This window comes from Acinetobacter sp. C26M (assembly GCF_023702675.1).
Lineage (GTDB): Bacteria > Pseudomonadota > Gammaproteobacteria > Pseudomonadales > Moraxellaceae > Acinetobacter.
In genome coordinates this window covers 969,054-985,380 of the sequence record NZ_CP098478.1, presented here as the reverse complement: position 1 = coordinate 985,380, position 16,327 = coordinate 969,054, and the positions used below count along the sequence as shown (strand labels likewise).

18 protein-coding genes are annotated in these 16,327 nt (G+C 39.7%); 5 read left to right on the top strand and 13 right to left on the bottom strand.

What is annotated here, in order from left to right; genetic code table 11:
* The first annotated feature begins 26 nt into the window (after positions 1-26).
* Together NDN11_RS04615 and NDN11_RS04610 are read left to right on the top strand one after the other, a co-directional pair.
* Positions 27-299 (top strand): hypothetical protein, encoded by a 273-nt coding sequence (locus NDN11_RS04615; protein WP_251111490.1) that lies wholly within the window; start codon positions 27-29, stop codon positions 297-299.
* A 71-nt stretch (positions 300-370) separates the two neighbouring features.
* Positions 371-1,039: an HAD family hydrolase gene (locus NDN11_RS04610; RefSeq protein ID WP_251110892.1), complete on the top strand. Its 669-nt coding sequence runs from the start codon at positions 371-373 to the stop codon at positions 1,037-1,039.
* Between the two features lie 60 nt (positions 1,040-1,099).
* On the opposite strand, the gene NDN11_RS04605 is transcribed toward NDN11_RS04610, so the two are convergent.
* A complete protein-coding gene (locus tag NDN11_RS04605) occupies positions 1,100-1,819 on the bottom strand; it encodes a hypothetical protein (RefSeq protein WP_251111489.1) in 720 nt (239 codons plus the stop codon).
* 208 nt (positions 1,820-2,027) lie between these two features.
* Positions 2,028-2,714 (bottom strand): YggS family pyridoxal phosphate-dependent enzyme, encoded by a 687-nt coding sequence (locus tag NDN11_RS04600; protein WP_251110891.1) that lies wholly within the window; start codon positions 2,712-2,714, stop codon positions 2,028-2,030.
* A gap of 125 nt (positions 2,715-2,839) precedes the next feature.
* Here NDN11_RS04600 and NDN11_RS04595 point away from each other — a divergent pair, with 125 nt between their 5' ends.
* The gene (locus NDN11_RS04595; protein ID WP_004655144.1) at positions 2,840-3,877 is read left to right on the top strand and encodes a type IV pilus twitching motility protein PilT; all 1,038 of its coding nucleotides are present in this window, start codon (positions 2,840-2,842) and stop codon (positions 3,875-3,877) included.
* Positions 3,878-3,901: 24 nt separating this feature from the next.
* Positions 3,902-5,020: a PilT/PilU family type 4a pilus ATPase gene (locus NDN11_RS04590; RefSeq protein WP_004805191.1), complete on the top strand. Its 1,119-nt coding sequence runs from the start codon at positions 3,902-3,904 to the stop codon at positions 5,018-5,020.
* 96 nt (positions 5,021-5,116) lie between these two features.
* On the opposite strand, the gene fur is transcribed toward NDN11_RS04590, so the two are convergent.
* Positions 5,117-5,554 carry a ferric iron uptake transcriptional regulator gene (gene fur, locus NDN11_RS04585; RefSeq protein WP_005150955.1) on the bottom strand — a complete coding sequence of 146 codons (438 nt, stop codon included), beginning with the start codon at positions 5,552-5,554 and terminating at the stop codon, positions 5,117-5,119.
* A gap of 111 nt (positions 5,555-5,665) precedes the next feature.
* Here fur and NDN11_RS04580 point away from each other — a divergent pair, with 111 nt between their 5' ends.
* On the top strand, positions 5,666-6,064 hold the full coding sequence (locus NDN11_RS04580) for an outer membrane protein assembly factor BamE (RefSeq protein ID WP_004805189.1): 399 nt from the start codon (positions 5,666-5,668) through the stop codon (positions 6,062-6,064).
* Between the two features lie 62 nt (positions 6,065-6,126).
* Here the strand turns inward: NDN11_RS04580 and NDN11_RS04575 are convergent, their stop codons facing one another.
* From NDN11_RS04575 to NDN11_RS04530, 10 genes are all read right to left on the bottom strand, one after another.
* Complete coding sequence (locus tag NDN11_RS04575; RefSeq protein WP_167248030.1) at positions 6,127-6,441, bottom strand: RnfH family protein; 315 nt, start codon at positions 6,439-6,441, stop codon at positions 6,127-6,129.
* The gene (locus NDN11_RS04570; protein ID WP_251110890.1) at positions 6,441-7,523 is read right to left on the bottom strand and encodes an SLC5/6 family protein; all 1,083 of its coding nucleotides are present in this window, start codon (positions 7,521-7,523) and stop codon (positions 6,441-6,443) included. The genes NDN11_RS04575 and NDN11_RS04570 overlap by 1 nt, the downstream gene beginning before the upstream one ends.
* Positions 7,524-7,767: 244 nt before the next feature.
* Positions 7,768-8,223 carry a bacteriohemerythrin gene (locus NDN11_RS04565; protein ID WP_004655155.1) on the bottom strand — a complete coding sequence of 152 codons (456 nt, stop codon included), beginning with the start codon at positions 8,221-8,223 and terminating at the stop codon, positions 7,768-7,770.
* A 283-nt stretch (positions 8,224-8,506) separates the two neighbouring features.
* Complete coding sequence (locus NDN11_RS04560) at positions 8,507-9,355, bottom strand: class II glutamine amidotransferase (RefSeq protein ID WP_167248028.1); 849 nt, start codon at positions 9,353-9,355, stop codon at positions 8,507-8,509.
* A gap of 99 nt (positions 9,356-9,454) precedes the next feature.
* The gene (locus NDN11_RS04555; RefSeq protein ID WP_016541957.1) at positions 9,455-10,231 is read right to left on the bottom strand and encodes a GNAT family N-acetyltransferase; all 777 of its coding nucleotides are present in this window, start codon (positions 10,229-10,231) and stop codon (positions 9,455-9,457) included.
* Between the two features lie 127 nt (positions 10,232-10,358).
* Positions 10,359-11,258 (bottom strand): acetylglutamate kinase, encoded by a 900-nt coding sequence (argB, locus tag NDN11_RS04550; RefSeq protein ID WP_004655163.1) that lies wholly within the window; start codon positions 11,256-11,258, stop codon positions 10,359-10,361.
* A gap of 12 nt (positions 11,259-11,270) precedes the next feature.
* Entirely contained in the window at positions 11,271-12,692 is a 1,422-nt protein-coding gene (locus NDN11_RS04545) for a phosphomannomutase/phosphoglucomutase (RefSeq protein ID WP_251110889.1), read from the bottom strand.
* 195 nt (positions 12,693-12,887) lie between these two features.
* Positions 12,888-13,340, bottom strand: coding sequence for a dUTP diphosphatase (gene dut, locus NDN11_RS04540; protein ID WP_251110888.1), 453 nt, complete (start codon positions 13,338-13,340; stop codon positions 12,888-12,890).
* A gap of 23 nt (positions 13,341-13,363) precedes the next feature.
* Entirely contained in the window at positions 13,364-15,403 is a 2,040-nt protein-coding gene (rep, locus tag NDN11_RS04535; protein ID WP_004655168.1) for a DNA helicase Rep, read from the bottom strand.
* A gap of 196 nt (positions 15,404-15,599) precedes the next feature.
* Positions 15,600-16,253, bottom strand: a complete 654-nt coding sequence (locus NDN11_RS04530; RefSeq protein WP_005321446.1) for a YiaD family glycine zipper/OmpA-like lipoprotein — start codon at positions 16,251-16,253, stop codon at positions 15,600-15,602.
* Between the last annotated feature and the right edge of the window lie 74 nt (positions 16,254-16,327).

Genomic DNA, 16,327 nt, shown 5'->3' with positions numbered 1-16,327 from the left:
TATAATCATACTTATGGAAATCAAACATCAAACAAAATGATCTCTTCCAACTCATGCCAATATTCAAGCGTATTTCTAATCAACAACTTGCGGAATACGTTTGTTTATATAGCTTAGAAACAAAACAATATGCTGTGCTATGCACTAATTTTTATAACCCTACATCCTCAAATGAGGATCATGCTTATTTTAAAAAACTAACCTTTGACTTGTTACTTGAAGAGTCACCTCTGTCTCGTTGTAAATGGTTTTCTACGATTGAACAAGCGATTGACCAACACTATTTAGAATTTAGTTAGTTACACTTTCTGATTGCACTCATGTGTGAGCAAATTTTATGATGATTAAATAATCACAATGCTTAAATCACATGAATCAAAATAAGGCGGTTATTTTTGACCTCGATCAAACCTTACTTGATCGAACAACATCGTTAATAAAATTCCTCACTTGGCAGATTAATTTCTTTCAATTGGTGCCTGCCAATGACAGAGAAAAATTTATCCAACGCTTTCTTGAATTAGATGATAATGGCAAAGTTTGGAAAGATCGTGTTTATGAAAATCTGATTCAGGAATTTTCAATTCAGCATCATGCTAAAGAAATACTTTTAGCCAGCTATATCAATGATTTTAATAAATTTTCATGCTGCTTTGAACATGTAAAAAACACCATCATCCAATTAAAACAGCAAGGCTATTTAATTGGATTAATCTCTAATGGCAGAACGCCCTTTCAGGAACATAATTTTTATGCACTAGGGCTAACTGAATTCTTTTCGAGCATCATTGTTTCCGAGGCAGTCGGACTTAGAAAACCAGATCCCGCAATTTTTCTATTATCTTGTCAGCAGCTCGGTGTTCACCCACAAGATTGTATCTTTGTCGGAGATAATGAACTGGCAGACATACAAGGTGCAAAGGCAGTCGGGATGAAAACCATTTTCTTTCATCCCAATCCAGTGATTTTCTCAGCAACAGCTGATCAAAATCTACATCATTTTAAAAACTTCATCGAAACACTAAAATGCCTCGAGTAAATAACTTCGAGAAAAAGAATCCCTTCAAGATAACCAATCTTCTAAGGATTTTCTCATCCATTATTCATTTTTATCCGCTGGGAAAGCCTTTGGTGGAGGAGCATATTTAGATGGCTTTTCTGGTGCGGCTGCATCAGCGGATTTCAGTGATTCAACTTGATAAATCGCTGTTCCAATAATACCTGTATTCTGAATTGAACCATTATCTGAATTTGCCGCATAAGCATCCTCGGGCTTACTAAAGGTAAAAGAAGCAACAGCAGAATCACTCTTACGGAAGCCTTCTATTGTAATTTCACTATGCGGATGAAGCACATAACCTGCATTATTTCGTGAAGCAGCACTGCCATCTAACACATCAATCCCATCAACACTTGCTACGACTTCATAGGTATTGTCGGTATGGTTTTCATATTTTAATTGGTAGCTTTGACCATCTTTTGCTGAGAGATAATAGTTTTGACCGTCACGAGATAAGGCAAATGGTTGATCAGCATCATCAACAATAGAAAAATTAATTTTCCCTGCTACCAACGAAATACTATTTACCGTCTTACCTTGATATTGTTTATTGGCATAACGAACTTGTGACTCAGCAATCGGTTGCTCTGTTAAGCGGCTTAAATTCACCTCGGTCACATGCGAGCTAATTTCATCGCCCCATTTGGTACCGAGCTTTTCATCTACAGCCACTTGAGCATTACTATCGCTCGCTTCTGCAGCCACATCACTCTGTTTTTTACTACAAGCTGCTAAAAATAAACATAGAATAAAAGAAATTAAAAAAACAGTTTTTTCATTTTAAACATGATCCTAAACTCAATTTTTATCTTTGTAAAAAATAATCTTTATTCATTTATACCGAAGTTCGATATAAATGAATAAACAGGTTATCTTAATTTATGCCGTTTTTTTCAACAGCAAATATATTTTATATAATTGTAATTTGTTCTTTATCTCTGCGAATATTTATTCAATTCACCCTATATTAGTCTAAATAATCCCGTGCGCCGAATAATGCAGTTCCTACTCTGACCATGGTTGAACCCGCCGCAATGGCGGCTTCAAGATCAGCCGACATCCCCATACTTAAAGTATCCCAGTCTTGCGGCTGTGCATGTTGAACTTTCACTTGATCAAATAAACTTTTAGCATCTGCGAATGCAGCATGATTTTCAGGTGCAGGAATTACCATCAAACCCCGTAAACGGATATTTGGCAGCAGGCTAATTTGCTGAACCAGTTCAGCGACCTCGGCTGGCTGACAACCATCTTTAGAATCTTGCCCATCAATATTGACTTGCAGACAAAGGTTCAAAGGCTTTTGAGATTCGATACGCTGACCAGATAAACGCTCAGCAATAATCAAACGATCAACCCCATGCACCCAGTCAAATTTTTCAGCTAGATGCTTAGTTTTATTGCGTTGAACATGACCAATAAAATGCCATTCGATCTCTAGGTCTTGTAGTTCTTCAATTTTTTCCAATGCTTCCTGCAAATAGTTTTCACCAAAGCAGCGCTGCCCGACTGCATACATTTCGCGAAGGCTGGCACTTGGATGTGTCTTGGAAACAGCCAACAACTGCACTGTTGCAGGATCACGTTGAACACGCTGACAGGCTTGTTCTATTTGATTTAAAACAGATTGGCGGGATTGTTGCGATTGATTCATTGACACAGTTCTCATTTACGAAATCTTTTTTTGCTTTCCATTCTTTAAGGTGTTGGTAAGCCTGAATGAAAGCCTTATATTATTCTACAAAATAATGAGACATTTTAGTTTGTTTCGGGGAAATTATGGATATTACAGAACTACTCGCCTTTTCAGTTAAAAACGGTGCTTCCGATTTACACCTTTCAGCGGGTATGCCTCCTATGATTCGTGTGGATGGTGAAGTTCGTCGCATTAACTTACCTGCGCTTGAACATAAAGATGTACACCGTTTGGTGTATGACATTATGAATGATAAACAACGTCGTGACTTTGAAGAAGATTTGGAAACTGACTTTTCATTTGAAGTACCTAATATTGCCCGTTTCCGTGTCAACGCATTCAACCAGAACCGTGGTGCAGGTGCGGTGTTCCGTACCATTCCTTCCAAAGTTTTAACTATGGAAGATTTGGGTTTAGGCTCAATTTTCAAAGAAATCTGTGATTATCCACGTGGGATTGTCCTAGTGACAGGTCCTACTGGGTCGGGTAAGTCCACCACACTCGCAGCGATGATCGACTATATTAACGAAAACCGTTATGACCATATTTTAACGGTCGAAGATCCAATTGAATTTGTACACCAATCAAAAAAATGTTTGATTAACCAACGTGAAGTACATCGCGATACCCATGGCTTTAATGCTGCACTTCGCTCAGCCCTACGTGAAGACCCAGACATTATTTTGGTCGGTGAGATGCGTGACCTAGAAACCATTCGTTTGGCACTAACCGCTGCGGAAACGGGTCACTTGGTGTTTGGTACCCTACATACCACCTCTGCTGCAAAAACCATTGACCGTGTTATCGACGTATTCCCAGCAGAAGAAAAAGACATGGTACGTGCCATGCTCTCTGAATCTCTACAAGCCGTGATTTCTCAAACACTATTGAAAAAGAATGGCGGTGGTCGTGTGGCTGCACATGAAATCATGATCGGTATTCCTGCGATTCGTAACCTTGTGCGTGAAAACAAAGTCGCACAAATGTATTCTGCGATCCAAACAGGTGCTAACTACGGTATGACCACTTTGGATCAAAGCCTAAAAACACTGGTGTCTAAAGGCTTAATTAGTCCGCAAACTGCACGTACTGTGGCAAAACAACCCGAATCATTCCTATAAAAATAAATGGATTAGAGAAATATCATGGATTTTAATGATTTACTCAATTTGATGATTCAACAAAATGCATCGGACTTATTTGTCACCGCAGATGTTGAACCTTCAATGAAAATTAACGGGCAGATCGTGCCTGTCTCTAAATCGAAACTTTCAGGGGAAATTGTGGGTCAACTGGTTCAATCCATTATGACCGACAAACAGCGGAAAGAATTTGCAGAGACCCGTGAATGTAACTTCGCGATCATGAACCGTGAAAAGACGGCGCGTTTCCGTGTCAGTGCTTTTCAACAACGTGATATGCCAGGTATGGTACTGCGTAAGATTGAAACGCATATTCCAAGCATGGACGACTTGAAACTACCTGAAGTGCTGAAAGAATTGGCGATGACCAAACGTGGCATCATTATCTTTGTTGGTGCAACAGGGACAGGTAAATCGACCTCTTTAGCGTCAATGATTGGTTTCCGTAACCAAAATTCCAAAGGTCATATCATCACCATTGAAGACCCAATCGAATTTGTGCATCAACATGCAGGCTGTATCGTGACGCAGCGCGAAGTTGGGATTGATACCGATTCATTTGAAATTGCGCTAAAGAATACCCTACGTCAGGCGCCAGATGTGATCTTGATTGGTGAGATTCGTTCGCGTGAAACCATGGACTATGCCATCGCTTTCGCAGAAACAGGTCACTTGGTACTCGCTACCCTGCATGCCAACAACGCCAACCAAGCCCTCGATCGTATCATTCACTTCTTTGAAGCAGACCGTCATAGTCAATTGTATATGGACTTGTCGCTGAACTTAAAAGCACTCGTCGCACAGCAATTGATTCCAACACCAGATGGTAATTCACGTCGTGCTGCGATTGAGATTTTGATCAATACTCCACTTCTGGCTGACTATATCCGAAAGGGTGAAATTCACGAGATCAAAGATCTGATGAAACGTTCACGTGAGTTGGGTATGCAAACCTTTGACCAAGCGTTATTTGATCTTTATAAAGCTGGGCAAATTACCTATAAAGATGCATTAAAGCATGCGGATTCGCCAAACGACTTACGCCTCACCATCAAACTTTCCGAAGAAGGTGCAGACCAGTTACTGAGTGCCAGCCGAAATATTACCTTTGATGGCCAATAATTCAAACTAAGCCATTAAAAAAGGGAAGGTTTTTGTAACCTTCCCTTTTTTATTTGTTCAATTTTCGTGAACACTTAAATGTTTACTCAATACAACTTATTTTTTACGATAAGCCTCTTGGCATTCTGCATCACTACAGTAGCCGTAAAGATTTAAAGAGTGTCCTGTTAAAGCAAATTGATGTTTATCTGCAACTGAATGTTGCTCTTTCTCGATAATATCATTCGTAAATTCAACAACTTTATTACAGTTTAAGCATACTAGATGATCGTGATGATCTTCTTGCATGATTTCAAAAACTGAATGGTTATTTTCAAAATGGTGACGCTGAATAATACCCGCAGCTTCGAATTGTGTTAACACACGGTAAACCGTTGCTAAACCAACATCTTCACCTTGCTCGAGCAAAGTTTTATAAATATCTTCAGCACTCAAATGATGTTGTTTTGAATTTTCTAATAATTCCAAAATCTTAATACGAGGAAGGGTAACTTTAAGTCCAGCTTTGCGTAAGTCTTGATTAGAAATCGGCATAAAAAAAGGTCTCTCAACAAATCTTAAGTTGGAATAGGCAATAGAGTTTAGATGCAGTATGATCTATCCTTGAATCAAATGCATCATCATTTATCAGGATAGTGTAGCAAAATGCAAAAAATCATGCTGGCGTTGTTCGTCACTACAGTACTTAGCGGTTGTTCAGTCTTTGGTGTTTATAAAGTTGATATTCCACAAGGAACACCATTAACCAAAGCACAAGCTTCTCAAGTACAAGTGGGCATGAGCTTTCAGCAAGTCCGTTTCTTGCTTGGTAGTCCAACAGTAACAGATCCACTGAATCCGCAACGCTGGGACTACATCTACAACTATATCCCAGGCACTTATGCGAAAAAAGCAAAAATACCTGCGGCACACGGTCAACATTTAAAAGTTTATTTTGATGCAAATGGTAACGTAGAACGCTTAGAAGGTTTAGATACGATTCCAGAATCACAACCTGGTTTACCGGCATCAAAAGAAGCTATTTTGACTGCGCCACCACTATAACGGCTTTCCAGTAAAAAGAAACCCCTCATCGAGTCAATCATGAGGGGTTTTATTTATCAGCTTTATGCCTTAAAACGATTACCTTTGATAAATCGCCCAACTGGATTCTTTGCTGCCCGCTTACGTCGAATATCATTCGGGTTGATGGTGAGTGCCCGATAGATTTCAACTCGGTCTCCTGCTTGCAGGACTGTATCCGCGTCAATTCTGCTACCAAATATACCTAACTGTAAAACTTCTGGTAGTACCGTCTGTGCTGCTAAGCCACTGGTATCAATTGCCTGTTGAGCCGTCATTCCCTCGCTAAAGCTGACAGCAATATGGAATTGCTGTTCAGGGCTTGAAAAAGCGACCCAAACTTGTTTAGCCTGCTCCATTACAGCACTTGTCCCATCACAGCAATGATTGCCACGACAATTGAAAGCGGTAACACGATACGGATGGCAATACGCCAAATGTTATAAAACAACTCATTGCTAAAGCCCATTGCTTTACGCAGATGACTAATCTTCATAATCCAGCCAGCAAATACTGCGTAAATCAAGCAAATCAGTAATCCCCATAGCATAAGCAGGCTATTAAAGATTTGTTCCACTTGTGGTATAGCCCAAACAGCAATAGCTGCAAGCAAAATCGCCCATTGAATCACGATCGCAAGCTGACGCTGTGCTAGCTGTTCTTTTGCAAATTGAATTAATAAGGCTGCTGACATGATGGCAGCAAACACCCATGCCAATGCAGGTAACTGTGCCTGCACAGAGAAGAAACCAAAGGCAATCACAGCAAGTAATTGCGCCACCCAAATTGGCAAGGCTGTACGTGTTGCAGCTCCCTGTTTTTTCACTGCGACTAAACTACTTTGCCAATACAAGCCAAGTCCTAAACCACTTGCAACCAAAGCAAGCACTGTGGCATTGCCCCACTCTTTAAACTCGATTCCTGTCCAATGCCAAGCCGTTAGATCTGTTCCCATTACATTGGCAAGAATAAATGCGGCAATCACACCAATCGTTGTCAAAGCGATTAAAAATTGGCGAGGAATAAAAGATAATCCAAGTGCAACAATGGCAAGGGCTGCAAAAACAATCTGACCTGATACAGCAAGCGTTAGCTGTTGGCTCACGACATGTGCTGTAGTAGTTAAGACACTACCTGCAAAAAATGGGACAAAAACAACTGCTAACCAACCCACAATACGCCATCTTGGTGAAGCATCCGCGTCACGCGTCAGACTTGAAAGTGCTTGTAATGCTGTGGTCTGTGAACGCTTTGCTAAAGCAATTTCAAGATAACCGATGGGTAATGCCAACAAAATCATTGTACCTAACCAAAGCAACCAGAAATCGAACTGACGATCAATCTGGATTCCAACGGTAGGTGCCAATGTCGTAATCATGACAAAAGATAGGCAAAACGCCATCACTGGAGCCAGCCAGCGTGACAGAGTTGTGTCCTGCATAATGCATTCCTTGAAAAATCTTTGAACTCATTGCACTTTATGGAGTTTGCAATGAAATATTCAATCTATTTTGCCTTTCTCAAGCCTGAAAATCAAAACAAAAGATCTCGAAAGAAAGAAGCAAATCACCTTACGGTGATTTGCTGCGCACGAATTATTATATTATTAAGTAAACCCCTTATGTACACTCATACCACACCTTATTATTATTTATCATAAGGGGTCTTTTATTATTGTCTTATTATTATGAGAAGAATCGAGAAAACCAGTTTTTCCCTTTTTTCTTTTCATTTTCTTTAATGATTCCGATCATATTTTCTTTTACTGCACCGACATAATCAGCATCATCATGGCGGATATGATTAATTAACCATTTCGAGAGTGCTTCATGCAGCTCACTATCAATTTCTTGCCCCAACTCAAAACGTTGACGATAGGTCTCTATCTTTTTGATAAATAAGTCATGTACACGCTTATGTGGTACACGATATTTATAGTTTGCTTCTTCTTGTAAGCTTTCTTCAAAGGTAAAATGAGACTGGGTATAATCAATGATATTATCCAAAATACCTTTTAATTTTGCCCGGTCATCCCCCTCATTTAATTCATCAATTTCATTAATATAATCTAGAATACGACGATGTTGATCATCGATCACCTCGATTCCTGTATTATATTCGACAGACCATTTCATACCCATATCGAACCCCAAACCATATTTGATTTATTGAATAAGGATATAATATCGGCAAATGAATTAAATAAAAACACAGCATTTTTGTCAGAATTTAAATATTTTTCAAATAAATAAATTAACCCATTGTTTTGTATTTATTTTAATATTTATACCAATCAAAACACTCAAGTATTTTTTAACCAACAAGAAAAATTATCTATCTAATTTTATTGATATAACTAGAAAAAAAGACATACAGATTCCATTAAAATCCTGCTAAATATATATTCCAGTTATATCTTATATATTAATATTGATCGGCTTTTGTTACTCGTTTTAATGCCGGATTTTCTGCTTCACGGATTAAGCGTTCGACTCGAGTCAATGCATGCTGAATCGGTTTACCATGCTGGAATAAAATCATTTCCCCTGCTTGATATGCTGTCCATGCCTCATTATGTGTTAATGGCTCTGTCGTAATCACTGCAACGCGATCTTCAGGCGTGGTGACTTGACTAAAATCGACCTCAACATCGAGATCAATTAAATGTGCAGGTTGAAATGGATATTCTCGTACTAACCAATGCAACTTAGTCGTCGCATAGCTAAATAATGCTTTACCATTGGAAAGACAGAAATTAAATGTGCCGTGCTCTGCAATTTGTGGCGAGATACGTTCTAACAGTGAGAAAATTTCTTCTAAACTTGGTTCTGTATAGCCAAATGCTTCAACCATCTGATCCAATAAATAGCAAAATGCCAGTTCACTGTCGGTATTACCTACAGGCTCAAATCGCCCACTCAGTGTAGGTTTGAAGTCATGCAAATCGCCATTATGCGCAAAAATCCAATGTCTACCCCATAGCTCACGCAAAAAGGGATGTGAATTTTCGAGGTTGATTTTTCCCTGTGTCGCTTTACGAATATGTGCAATGACGTTACGAGACTTGATTGGATAATTCCGAATCAGATCAGCAATCGGAGATTCAACCGCAGATTGATTATCAACAAATAAGCGGCAAGCTTTATCTTCAAAAAAAGCGATCCCAAAACCATCACAATGATCAGAGGTTACCCCTGCGCGTTGTGAAAACCCACGAAAAGAAAAAGTAATATCTGTCGGGGTGGCGCAATTCATTCCTAATAGCTGGCACATATCTTTAAACTATCAAACATCTATGCCTATTGTGCATGAGGGATAGATGGCTTGTAAATCTCAATATGTGCTCACTATTAGATTAAGAATGATAAGGCACTAACGTTGCACCATCTTGTTCATCACAAAAGAGGTTGCAATCTTATTCACCTCAAGGAAAACGAAATAATCTAAGCATTTAAAATCTTCATCATAGAACGCTTGTTTTGATAGTTTCGATTGCATTCCCAAATAGGTCTGAAACAGTTTTGGCATGCGTTCATCTTGCGGGAAACTATAATCAGGACGTTCTGGTTCAAAGCTACGTTTTGAACGAATATCTATAGTCTGATGCTCGCCTAGCTGTTGAATCTGACGATGGGTGTAATAAGCACGTGCCAAATTATCTTCTAAATGAATACTGACACAGCCCATTAAATACTTGGCACGCATAGACCACAATACTTTAGGCGTCAGGTTCAACCATAGCATTGATAGTGCTTTACCCGAACGGAACTTTGGATGAACACAAGTTCGTCCAATCTCGAGAATACTCGGTAAATGAGAAAATTGAGGAACGATTTCAAATTCTTGAGCACTGTAACTCTGTCCAATTTCATGACCTTGGAACAATTTAAGGCGCGTATAGGCTACAATTTCGCCTGTCCATTTTTCACGTAATACCGCGTGCTCGCAACCAAAATCATATAAGTCTTGGTCTAAACCGTCTTCAAAGCGCATCCCAAACTGATGGCTAAATTGTGTTGCTCTAAAGCGTTGTACTTCTTGTAATTCTTTTAAATTATCCACCCATTCAAAACGGAATTGATTTTGAGCTGGCTTGTGGCGTAGGGGTAAAGTCAATGTCTGGCGATATTGATTTAATTTTTCTAGCATAATGAAAGCTCCTTATGGCTAGGTTCACCTTAAAGCGCTTAAATGACACTGCAATGACTAAAACATGAACAACTGATGACGAAAAAAAGAGACCTCGAGGGGTCTCTTTTAAAATCAATAGAATAAATTAATGTTTGGCGCGGTTGGTAATCAATGTACCCACGCCATGATCGGTGAAGATCTCTAATAGGCTTGCATGCGGTACACGTCCATCAACAATATGCGCACTTACAACACCGCCTTTAACAGCATCTAATGCACAACCCACTTTTGGAATCATACCGCCATAAATCACACCTGTTTCGATCAAACGATCAACTTCCTGTGTGCTTAGGCCTGTTAATAAGTTTTTATTTTCATCCAATACCCCTGTGATATTGGTGAGTAGGATCAACTTTTCAGCGCCTAAAGCTTCTGCAACTTTTCCAGCCACAAGATCCGCATTGATATTATAAGTATTACCTTCCTCATCCACACCTAAAGGTGCAATCACTGGAATAAAATCACTTTGGGTAAACATTTCTAGCACATCAGTTTTGACACCAGTGACTTCACCCACCATGCCCAAATCAATTTGCGAAATAGAGCCGTCTGCTTCTTGTTTTTCCATCAACAATTTACGCGCACGCAGTAAATTACCATCTTTACCCGTTAAACCAATGGCACGACCACCGTGTTTATTAATCAAATTCACGATCGATTTATTGACACTACCGCCCAATACCATCTCGACCACTTCCATCGTCGCTTGATCAGTCACGCGCATACCATCAATACGATCAGACTCTTGTCCTAGGCGTTTTAGCAATGAATCCACCTGTGGACCACCACCATGCACTACGATTGGGTTTAAACCCACTGTTTTTAACAACACGATGTCACGGGCAAATGAACTTTCCAATTCAGGATCTGTCATCGCATTACCACCATATTTTACAACCAGCGTTTTTCCTGCAAAACGTTGGATATACGGCAAAGCTTCGATCAAAATTTTTGCTTTATCAATGCCGATATGCTCGTGTGGCATGCGTCTCTCCTTTTAGGCCTGTGCGAGTTCTTGTGCAATTTGTGGATATTGATCTTGCAACATAGAAACAAACTTCTGACGAATTTCAATTAATCGGTTCTGATTATCAGCATCAAAACGGACGGTAAAATATTCACCAGTATTTGATGCTCGAATAATGCCAAATCCATCGTCAAAATCAAGTCTTACACCATCAATTTTACTTAAACGGGCGCCTAAACGATGACTTAAAATTTCAATATCATTTAAAACCTGCTTAGGATCGGCATCATACGTGCTGATATAGGTATCTTCTGTGCAATAACGTTCTGGGTAAGTAGCCAATAACTCAGACATGGTCGCTGCGTTGGTTTGGGTTAAATATTCCATCACACGTAGTGCTGCATACAAACCATCGTCATAACCAAAGCCACGCCCATCATTAAAAACATAGTGACCTGCATATTCACCACCAAATACGGCAAAACCTTTTGATTGCGATAAATAAGCACGCAAGAAGCTACTGCCCGTACGAATCATTTTGGCTTGACCTTCCAACCCCTGTACGGTATCCGCCACCATCCGCGAACACTTCACATCAAACACAATTTCTTTATGCGGGTGCTGCTGTAAGCACATCTGTGCAAATAAAGACAGTAGGCGGTCAGGACTAATAATATGTGCATTCTCGTCGAGTAAAACGACACGATCGCCGTCACCATCCAATGCAATCCCAAGATCAGCTTTTTCGGCAACAATAGCGGCTTGTAACTTTATTAAATGTTCTGCATGCGACGGGTCTGGTGCGTGATCAGGAAAATGTCCATTTGCTTCACAGCGTAAAGCAATCACCTCACAACCCAGTTTTTCTAAAACCAGTTTGGCGCAACGCCCTGCTGAACCGTGTAATCCATCTAGAACGACTTTTAATGGTCGTGTTAACTGAATATCACTTATCAAGGCATCCTGATATTGCAAACAATATTGGGGAACAATTTGATGTGCAGTATTTTTCAAATGCAGAATATCTTCAAGATTAGGTATAGACACTTGTGCAAACTGCCCCACCTGTTGAATCGTTTCTGGTGTTGGTGGCTCACCTTTTAAAATCCATTTAATACCATTATCCGATTTCGGATTATGACTTGCTGTGACCATCACCCCATTACCACCAAAATCACGAGCAATGTAATACATCATCGGGGATGAACAACATCCAATGTTGGTGACTTGTAGACCCTGTTTTTCGAATATTTTTTGAATGATATTGGCATAGGTAGGACTAGTTAAACGCGCGTCATAACCAATCACAACATGCGTTTGTTGAGCATTTTTATATTGTGACGCTAAAGCGTAAGCAATTGAGCTAATAATACTTGGTGTTAAATGACTTAGCTTTCCGCGAATATCATAGGCACGGAAAACACTCAGAGGAAATGTATGTTGTATATTCACTGTAAGCCCCTATTTTTATAATCTTTTGATCCATAAAAAAAGCAGAAACTATTAAGAAATTAATTAACCCTTATTCAGAAAAATTAAAATAATTAGTCAGCTGCTTTGTAATATATATCAAGGCAACAATCAATATGAAAAATGCAACGTTTTTCAGCAAAACATTGCATTTAAAGTGATAATTACTGAAAAATCTTATTGTTTCCCAGTATGACCAAAACCACCTGCTCCACGCTCAGTCGCAACGAATTCGTCTACTTGTTCAAATTCTGCTTGAACCACTGGAACCAATACATATTGAGCTAAACGCTCACCTGGTTCTAAACGGAAACTATTTTGTCCACGATTCCAAACTGATACCATCAACTCGCCTTGGTAATCAGAATCAATCAAACCAACCAAATTACCTAATACAATCCCATGTTTATGACCGAGGCCTGAACGAGGTAGAATTAAACCCGCAAAATTTGGATCTTCAATATAGATCGCCAAACCTGTTTTCACTAAAACAGTCTCACCTGCAGCAATATCAATCGCTTCATCTAAACATGCGCGTAAATCTAAACCAGCTGAACCCGTGGTTGCATAAGAAGGTAAAGCCCACTCTTGACCTAAACGTGTATCTAATACTTTAACTTGAACTTTCATTAAAATTTCCTACTTACAATTTCTTAACGTTTCAACAATGCTTTTAAATTGGCAAGGTATTGCTGAGCTTGTTCTTTTGGATCGACATTGGGTGCCAGTTTCTTTTTACGGCCATGCCATTCCAAATCATCTTGCGGCATTTCATCCAAGAAACGACTTGGTGTCATTTGACGCATTTGCCCGCCATTTTTACGTTGCTCTGCCAAAGTTAGGGTCAAACCCTGACGAGCACGGGTAATGCCCACATACATCAAACGGCGTTCTTCCTCGATCGTTTCTGATGCAATCGAGTTCTTATGTGGCAATAGCTCTTCTTCCAAGCCAATCATATACACATAAGGGAACTCCAAACCTTTCGCAGCATGCAAAGTTAATAAATTCACTTTATCAGTGTCTTCTTCTTCCTGCTGCTGCTCAAGCATATCCAGCAGTACCAGCTTACGAATCACACTTTCAATATTTTTCTCATCTACATCATCGGTACGATTCAATAGATTTTGAATACTGCTATACAAGCTTTCAATACTGTCGAGTTTGGTCTTCTCTTGTGCAGGTGTCGCAGCCTGTTCACGAATATAATCGATATAGCCTGCTTCGTTGATCATCTGACGAACCTTTGGCATCGGCTCATCATCGTCTAAAAGCTCACGTGTAAATGTCGCGATGAAATCAGCAAACTCATGTAATTGAGTCGCAGCTTTTTTCGGCAATACCATACTTAAGCGTTGATCTGAAGATGCAGTCAGCAAAGACAGCGTATTTTCCTGTGCAAATAAACCTAATTTTTCTAAAGTCACAGGACCAATAGCACGCTTTGGGGTATTAATAATACGTAAGAATGCGCTGTCATCTTCAGGGTTAATGATAAGACGTAAATAGCTCATCACATCCTTAATCTCAGCGCGTGCGAAGAAGGATTGACCACCCGATAATTTATACGGAATTTGCATCTGACGCAGTTGGGTTTCAATCACACGGGCCTGAAAGTTACCGCGATACAGCACTGCATAATCTTTCCAGTTCTTACCATTCATCAGCTTATGTGTGATCAAGTCTTTCACCACACGTTCTGCTTCATCATCATCATTTAAACAGGTGATGACACGAATGGTTTCACCGTGACCTTTATCACTCCACAATTTTTTATCGAAAATATGTGGATTATTTTCAATCACGGCATTGGCAGCTTTTAAGATACGGCTGGTTGAACGATAGTTCTGCTCCAGCTTGATTACTTTGAGATTATGGAAATCATCTTTCAATAAAGCCATGTTTTCAGGCTTTGCACCACGCCAAGCATAAATGGATTGGTCATCATCACCTACAGCAGTAAACTGCCCCATCACTCCAACCAAAAGCTTAACAAGCGTATATTGGGCGGTGTTGGTATCTTGATATTCATCCACCAATAAATAGCGAACACGGTTCTGCCATTTATCACGGACTTCAGCATTTTCCTGAAGTAAACGTGTTGGCATTACGATCAAATCATCAAAATCAACGGCGTTATAAGCACGTAAATTGCGCTCGTAGAGCTGATAAAGATGCGCGAATTGGACATCCTCAACCGTTTCACAAGTTGAGTGTGCTTGTTCAGGTACGATCAGATCATTTTTCCAATCTGAAATTTTCTTCATTGCCTTAGCAAGCAGTTCTTTACTCTCTGCACCCGACAAATTGTCACGCTGCATCAAATCCATCAAAATTCGTTTGCAGTCATCAGCATCTAAAATTGAGAAATTGTTTTTAAGCGGCAGATGTTTTAATTCTAAACGGAGTAAATTTAAACCAAAGGTATGGAAAGTCGAAACCGAAAGTCCTTTTGCTTCTTCACGTGAGAGCAGTTTTCCGACACGCTCTTTCATTTCACGCGCAGCTTTATTGGTAAAGGTCATCGCAGTAATACGATAGGCAGGAATTCCACACTGCTGTACCAAAAAAGCAACTTTTCGGGTAATTACAGAGGTTTTACCTGAACCTGCACCTGCAAGTACCAACAATGGCCCCTGAACATATTTCATGGCCTCAAGTTGTTTGTCATTAAGTTGACTGGCAGATGACATTGGTTATACCTCTCTCGTTTCCGAGCCTGTTTTTTCGAGCACAATTATAGACATCTCTGTTTTAGAATCCCAATAGTAAATCTAGGGATATGTATAAATTATGATGTTTCAATTTTTAATAGCGACACAGTTTGTCGTCTATTTTTATATGCAATAAAAAAACCACCCGAAGGTGGTTTTTAGAAATCAGTAAAAATTACTGTTTAGCATAAATGCTGATTTCTACACGGCGGTTTTGCTCTTTACCAGCAGCAGTTGTGTTTGAAGCGATTGGGTTCGCTGAACCTAAACCTTGCGCATCAATACGGCTACCAGAAATGCCCTGACCAGCTAAGTAGTTTTTAACTGATTGCGCACGTGCTTGAGATAATGGGATGTTGATTGAATCATTACCCGTGTTATCTGTATAACCCGTTACAAGGATCGCACTCTTGTTATCTTCACCTAAAGTTTGCGCTACTTTGTTTAAAGTACCGTAGAAGTTAGGTTTGATGTTTGATTTGTTGGTATCAAACGTAATGCTACCAGGCATGATTAATTGTACAGAACCATCTGGGTTACGGCCTACTTCTACACCAGTACCCGCCATTTGTTCACGTAATTTTTTCTCTTTATTATCGAGATACAAACCACCAGCACTACCAAGAATTGCACCAATTGCCGCAGCACGGTTGTTTTGCTTACTTGTATTTGCGTTACCCTTAGAAACACCATAACCTGCAGCAGCACCGATTAATGCACCTAAAGCTGCTTTATCGTATTCTACGCCACCGATGTTATTACCAGTCGTTTGGCAACCAGAAAGTACCAATCCAGCCCCTACGAGTGTTGAAATTACTAATGCACGCATTGCGTTGCTCCTGTCTATGTATTTTGTTGTCTGGACAAATGATGAATGAGAAAATGGCGCTAGACCATTGATTT